6 protein-coding genes and 1 pseudogene are annotated in these 6,577 nt (G+C 61.5%); 6 read left to right on the top strand and 1 reads right to left on the bottom strand.

Translation table 11 applies throughout. The annotated features are described in order from the left end of the window. The first annotated feature begins 19 nt into the window (after positions 1 to 19). The 6 genes from G7Y51_RS10460 (at position 20) to G7Y51_RS10485 (ending at position 6,016) form a co-directional block, all read left to right on the top strand. Positions 20 to 610 (top strand): hypothetical protein, encoded by a 591-nt coding sequence (locus G7Y51_RS10460; RefSeq protein ID WP_165177238.1) that lies wholly within the window; start codon positions 20 to 22, stop codon positions 608 to 610. A gap of 183 nt (positions 611 to 793) precedes the next feature. Continuing rightward, the gene (locus G7Y51_RS10465) at positions 794 to 1,984 is read left to right on the top strand and encodes a hypothetical protein (protein ID WP_165177240.1); all 1,191 of its coding nucleotides are present in this window, start codon (positions 794 to 796) and stop codon (positions 1,982 to 1,984) included. A 23-nt stretch (positions 1,985 to 2,007) separates the two neighbouring features. Then, the gene (locus tag G7Y51_RS10470) at positions 2,008 to 2,526 is read left to right on the top strand and encodes a tail fiber assembly protein (protein ID WP_165177243.1); all 519 of its coding nucleotides are present in this window, start codon (positions 2,008 to 2,010) and stop codon (positions 2,524 to 2,526) included. A gap of 53 nt (positions 2,527 to 2,579) precedes the next feature. Further along, positions 2,580 to 4,796: a hypothetical protein gene (locus G7Y51_RS10475; protein WP_241160220.1), complete on the top strand. Its 2,217-nt coding sequence runs from the start codon at positions 2,580 to 2,582 to the stop codon at positions 4,794 to 4,796. A 54-nt stretch (positions 4,797 to 4,850) separates the two neighbouring features. Further along, positions 4,851 to 5,336, top strand: coding sequence for a GNAT family N-acetyltransferase (locus G7Y51_RS10480; protein ID WP_165177246.1), 486 nt, complete (start codon positions 4,851 to 4,853; stop codon positions 5,334 to 5,336). Between the two features lie 104 nt (positions 5,337 to 5,440). After that, entirely contained in the window at positions 5,441 to 6,016 is a 576-nt protein-coding gene (locus G7Y51_RS10485) for a hypothetical protein (RefSeq protein WP_165177248.1), read from the top strand. Between the two features lie 390 nt (positions 6,017 to 6,406). Here the strand turns inward: G7Y51_RS10485 and G7Y51_RS13785 are convergent. Further along, a pseudogene (locus G7Y51_RS13785) lies at positions 6,407 to 6,577 on the bottom strand (integrase); the annotation flags it as partial.

Consider the following 6,577-nt stretch of genomic DNA (forward strand, 5'->3'; position numbering starts at 1 on the left):
TTTCCTGCAAGGGAGCAGCATGACTATTTCACAGATTTCCATCTGGAACCGCGCCCTGGGTTTTCTGGGCACGCGCAGCGTGGCTTCGGAGCGGGAAAACACGCCCGAGGCTCTGCAATGCCGCCTGTACTGGGATTCGGCGCGTCGGCAGGTTCTGCGCGACTTCCCCTGGAACTTTGCCCAGCGCCGGGCCTGGCTTGCGCGTGTGCCCCTGCCCGACGGTTTTGCGCATGAATTCCGCTTTGCCTATGCCCTGCCCGACAACTGCCTCAAGGCTCACGAAGTGCGCCACGAGGGAATTTCCGCGCGGCCCTTCTGCCTGGCGCGGAATGAAGCGGGGGACGCGTCCCTGCTGGCGACGGACGCCGCGCGCGCTCTGCTGCTCTATACCGAAGATGTACAGAGCAGCCGCCTGTTCGACGATCTTTTCGCGCACATGCTGGCTCGCAAGCTGGCGGCCCTGATCGCGGTGCCTCTGCTCAAGAACAACAGCCAAAAAGTCAGCGAACTGGAACAGCTCTACGCCCAAAGCCTGCCGCAGGCTCGCCAGGCCGCGGCGTCCGAGCAGCGTTCCCGTCAGTTTCCCGATGCCTGGCTTGAAGCCAGATAGCCAGGGTCAGCCCTCATGCCGTTCACAGCACGGCGCGCCGCGAAGCAACGCGGATTCCGGGAAAAAGCCGTTTTTTTCCAAAATGCTCCGGATGGGAATGAACCCGTTTCAATCCGCCAATGCGTTGGAAACAAGCGCCTGGCCGGAAAAACAAGCAGACAGGCTCTGCGCAGGAGACGTTCCATGACCTTGGACACAGCAGTGAGCAAAGCTCTGTATCTGGGCAATGGCACAGCCAGACAATTCCCCCTTGACTTCAAGGTCTGGGATGCGTCCGAACTTTTGATTTTTGTGAGCGGCAAGGGCCGCGAAGTCCTGGATGTCACCGCGCAGTGCGACATCCGGCTCACCGACTCAGGCGGCATTGTGACCTATCCGCGCGAAGGAGCGCCGCTGCCGGAAGGCTGCACCCTGTCCATTGTCCGCAATATGCCCTTTACCCAGGGCATTGATCTGGTCAGCGCCTCCCGCTTTGATCCCCAGGTCATTGAGGACGGCCTGGATCAGGCCACAGCCGAACGCCAGCAATTATTGGAACAGCTTTCCCGCGCCGTGATTCTCCCGCCCACCAGCCGGGAAAGCCCGCAACAGGTGGTGGAAAACGTCTATGCGGCCAGGGATGAAGCCGGGCAATCTGCCAAGCGCGCCGACGCTTCCCAGGCCGCAGCCGCGGACTGCGCAGCGCGGGCCTGTGACTGCGCGGATGCGGCGGCAACGGAGGCGGACAGGGCCAAGTCCGAAGCCGACCGGGCGCAAAATCTGGCGAACATAGGCCCGGCCACGCCGGCCAGCCTGGGCATGGTGCGCATCGGCGACGGCATCGGCATTGACGAAAACGGCGTCATCTTCATCAACCCTTGGGACATTTTCCCCTTGCGTGTACCCATCGCAGTGGACGGGGTACGGTTCGGTGGTTCAGACGGTCGCCGTGCGATTATGCCCGGAGAGACGGACGCCCGCGAAAACTGGGTGGCGTGTGATGGCGGAACTGATGGCAAAGGCGGCACTGTGCCAGACCTGCGTGGCCGCATGATTATGGGTGCGAGCTCAAGCTATCCGGCTGGTTCCACTGGCGGGTCAACGACCCATGAACACAGTTTGTCCGGCACTGTCGGGGAAACAACACTGACCGAAGCACAGTTGGCAAGCCATTACCATAAAACCCGGAAGGTTCAGGGGTGGGTGTCTGGGGGCTTATACTATCTTGTGTCTAATCCGCATGGCAATTCTGGTAGTACGGACAACTACTTATACGCGGATTCAACCTCTGTAGGCAATTCTCAGTCCCACGACCATTCACTTAAGGGGTCTACGGAGCAGGCTAATAGTCTGCCGCCATATTATGCCTTATCCTACATTATGCGTGTAGCATAATATTATGCAACCTGGGAGGACCTATGCATAAATCCGACGTCCAAACCGTGACCGTGGTCCCGGGCGATCACCTGATTATAGTCAATGGCGCGGCATTGTACTGCACGTTCGAGGCCCCGGCCAATCTGCATGCCTTGCAATGGCACGCTGATAGCGGAGGCCATATGGAATTTACGGACGCCTGCAACATCCGGTTGTCGCCCTCCGACGCGACGGCCTATGATGAGGAAGTTGGCCCCTATGTGGCTATATGGGAAGTAGAGCAGCAGCGGCAACAGCAAGAGGCTGAAGCTGCCGAAGCGGCTCGGTTGGCCGAGTACAACAGTGAGCCAGCCAGATTCAAACGTCTGCGCGAGGCCCGTGACGGTCGGCTGGCGGCCACAGATTACTTGCTCATGCCAGACTATCCCTTGGATGAAGAGACTCGCATAGTAGTCGCGGCCTATCGTCAGGCCCTGCGCGATTTTCCGGGATTGGACGGCGCTCCCTGGGATGGCGGCGGAGAGGCGACGCCGTGGCCGGTAAACCCCAGAGGTGTGTAGAGCAATGACGGATTCATTCAAGCCGCGCAACCCCGCGACGCGCTGCAAGAAAGATGAGCAGACTGAAAGCCCGGCTGATCGCCCTGGACCAGCTCGTCGCTTCATCCGTAGCTTCCTTCGTCGCAACGGCTGAGGCCTGGACGCGAAATGATGGCAGCGAAGTGATTGAAAATGAATATTTTCAATCAAAAATGCTCTGGGAGGTAGAAATGCGCATTGCGCTGCAAAATTTCACAGGCGGCGAAGTGGCCCCTACCCTTTCGGCCCGTTACGATCTGGCCCGCTACCGCAATTCCGTGGCCTGCATGGAAAACATGCTGCCCGGCCTGCACGGCGACGTGAGCCGCCGCCCCGGTACTCGTTTTCTGGCGGATCTCGGCGGTTACGCCGTGCTGATCCCCTTCAGCTTCAACGCCGCTGCGGATCAAAATTTTCTTCTTGTCCTCGGAGAAAAAACGCTGCGCATTGCCCATGCCGACGGCCTGGACGACGCCGCGCCGGTCATTGAAACGCCCTACGCCGCCAGGGATTTGCTTGAAATTTCCCATGCCCAGGTGGGGGATGTGGTTTACCTGGCCCACCGCGGCCATCCCCTGCACAAAGTGGTGCGCCGCCAGGATCCTGAGGGCAAAACCGGCGGCTATCTCTGGAGCCTGGAGCCCGTGCTGCTGAACACCGGTCTTCCGGCCCCGGGCGCGCCCACGGTCACTTTCAGCGGCAGCGGCGGCTCATACACTCTGCGCTACAAGGTGGCGGCGGTGGATAAAAAAGGGCGGCAGTCCCTGCCCTCTGCGGCCGGCGAAGGTCCAGGCGCGCGCCATCCCTCGGATTGGGTGCAGGGCAACAGCGCGGCTCTTTCCTGGCAGGCCGTGGAAGGCGCGGCGGAATACAACATATACCGGGAGGAGGCCGGCTACTTCGGCTTCATCGGCATAGCCACGGGCACAAGCTTCAGCGATCAGAATTATCAGGCCGATGTTTCCGACACGCCGCGCGAAGACTGGAACCCCTTTGCCAACGGCAACAATCCCGGCGTGGTGGCCTTTCACCAGCAGCGCATGGTGCTGGCCTCCACGCCCGAAGCGCCGCAGGCCTTTTACATGTCCCGGGTGGGGGATTTCGAGAATTTCCGCAAGTCCCGGCCCCTGCAGGACGACGACCCGGTGGAATACCTGATCGCCTCCGGTTCCATTGACGCCATCACCTGGGCAGCCAGCTTCGGGGATCTGCTGCTCGGCACATCGGGCAGCGAATACAAGGCCGGGGGCGGCGACGGCGCGCCCATCACGCCGAACAACGTAAACATCACGGCCCAGTCCTATTGGGGCAGCGCCGGGCTTGCGCCGATCATCATCGGCAATTCCATCCTGCATGTGCAGCGCCACGGCAGCCGGGTGCGTGATCTTTTTTACTCCCTGGAGAGGGACGGCTATGCGGGCAATGACCTTTCCATCCTGGCCCCGCATCTGTTTGAAGGCCACAAGCTCTTGCAATGGGCCTATCAGCAGACGCCGGGCTCCACCATCTGGGTGGTGCGCGACGACGGCCTGCTGCTGGCTTTCACCTATATGAAGGAGCATGACATCTGGGGCTGGTCGCGCCAGATCACGGACGGGCGCGTGCGTTCCGTGGCCGCGCTCTCCGGCGAAGACAGCGATGTGCTCATGCTGGTGGTCGAACGGGAAATCATGGGCCAAAAACGCTTCTTCCTGGAGCGCCTGGCCCCGCAATGGTCGGACCATGCCCCTGTGGAAGAGGCCTATTTTGTGGATTGCGGCCGCAGTGTGCGCCGGGAGGCGGCTTCCACCCTGGTGGAAGGGCTTGCGCATCTGGAAGGCCGCGAAGTTTCGGTGCTGGCCGACGGCAGCCCGGTGGAGGGCTGCATGGTGCGCAACGGCCGTATTGAGCTGCCCTACCCGGCCAAAGTGGTGCATACGGGGCTGGGCTTTGTCTCCACGCTCTCTCCCCTGCCTGTGGAAAGCGAAAGCCAGTACGGCTCCACGCTGGGCCGCGGGCGCAGCCACGGGCGCTGCATCCTGCGCCTGCACCGCAGCGTGGGCGGCAAATACGGGCCAAAGCGGGATCAGCTCTATGATCTGCCCTTTTTGCCTCAGTTCTGGGGCGAGGCCGTGACTCCCTTTTCAGGGGATCTGGACTGCTTCCCCGGCGGCGGCCTTGAGAGCGCGGCCACGCTCTGGCTGGTGCAGGACAGACCTTTGCCCTTCCGGCTCACGGCCATGATCCTGGATGTGGATTTCGCGGGCGAGTAGAGCGTTTTGCTCATGAAATGAGCTAAATGCACTCCCCTGAAAGGAGGAGAACGGATGCTCACTTTTCAAGCCGAGCCCTTGGCGCGCGTCAAGGAGGAGGCTCCGGCGCTGGCCAGAGCCCATTGGGACGAAGTGGAAGCCTCCATGCACGGCGGGCCGGGCTACAGCCTGAATCTGGCGCAATACGCAAGCCTTGAGCAACTGGACATGCTTGTGCTGGTGGCGGCCCGGCAGGAGGACGGGCGGCTCTGCGGCTATGCGGCGTTCACGGTGCTGCCCTGCCCGCACCGGCAGGGCGTCACGCTGGCTGCCCTGGATGGCCTGTATCTGGCCCCGGAAGCGCGCCGGGGCCTGGCGGCCCTTGGCCTGCTGCGCGCGGCTGAAAAAATTCTGATCCAACGGGGAGTCGACCTTGTGCAGTACAGCTCGCCGGATTCGCGCCCCTGCGACGCGCTGTACCGCCGCCTGGGCGCGCGCCGGACGGAAACCATCTGGCACAGGGAGCTCGAAAGGCAGCAACAGAAGTCATTGATGCAATGACTTCTACCGGTCAGGCAAGAGCCTGACGCGGCGGCATACGCGGCACTCTCCCGCTTCACGGCCGGGAGCACAGAACCGCCATTCTCTCAAAGGAGGTGCGACAGATGGCCATTGCAACGAGCGCCGCCGCGCTCATCAGCGCGGCCGTGGCCCTGGCAGGCACGGCCGCAGGAGTGGCCGGGGCCGCGCAGCAGGCCCGGAATCAGCGTGAACAGGCCGAATACCAATCCAGGCTGGCTGCTCGCAACGCCCAAATCGCCGAGCAAAATGCCCAGGCCGCCGACCAGGAAGCGCGCGCGGCCAAAAAAGAGGGCTATGAAAACGCGGCGCGCAAACGGCAGGAAGCGGCGCGGATCATCGGCGCGCAACGGGCTCAGGCCGCGGCTTCCGGAGCGCAGGCGGACGTGGGCGGCACGCTCGACCGCGTGCTGGATACCGCGGAAAAAGGCGAGCTGGACGCGCTCTCTCTACAGCAACAGGGTACAGACGCGGCCCACAATCAGCAGTTGCGGGCCTGGGGTCTGCGCAATCAGGCCCAAAGCTCGGCCCTGGAGGCGCAATACCTGCGCAAAAAGGCCGACAGCGATTATCTGGGCCGGACCACCACCCTGCTCAACGGCGCGGGCCGCGCGGGCCGCAACTTCTTCAACCTGGGCGCGCAGGGCCCGCGTCTGCCGTAGGACGTGGTGACGTTGCAATGCCCTTGCGACGCACAGGGCGCGGCGTGAGAACGGCTTTTAGAGCATTTTCTCTTTGAAAATGCTCTGCTGACGCGAAAGCGGCAGCCGCCGCAACGCGGCGTACATTCAGGCGAAAACCGCGTTTTTCGCCTGAATGCCACCTTTGACTTTCATAAAAAGTCAAAGGTAATCTGCTCTAGAGCATTCTTTGATTGAAAATGGATATTTTCAATCAAAAAATGCTCTAATTTTATTAGCAAAACGCTCTAACATAGTTAAGAATGTGCAGGATAGTGCTAACACGTCTTAGCACAGATAAAAGAGCGCCCCTGTCCGAGACGGAATCTCTGGAGCAGAGGGAGGGGGGGCGTGTCTTACTTTTTATCCCGTCTATCGTACTTTTCCGCGTAACATATCCAGATAGTCGGCGTACTCCTGAACCATGCGTCGCCGCTCCGGCAGATACTCGGCATAGTTGTGCGCGGCGCGGACGCCGTTGCGCTCGCAGTGGGCAAGCTGGCGTTCTATCCAGTCTGTGTTATAGCCAAGCTCGTTCAGGAG

The organism is Desulfovibrio sp. ZJ369 (assembly GCF_011039085.1).
GTDB lineage: Bacteria > Desulfobacterota > Desulfovibrionia > Desulfovibrionales > Desulfovibrionaceae > Desulfovibrio.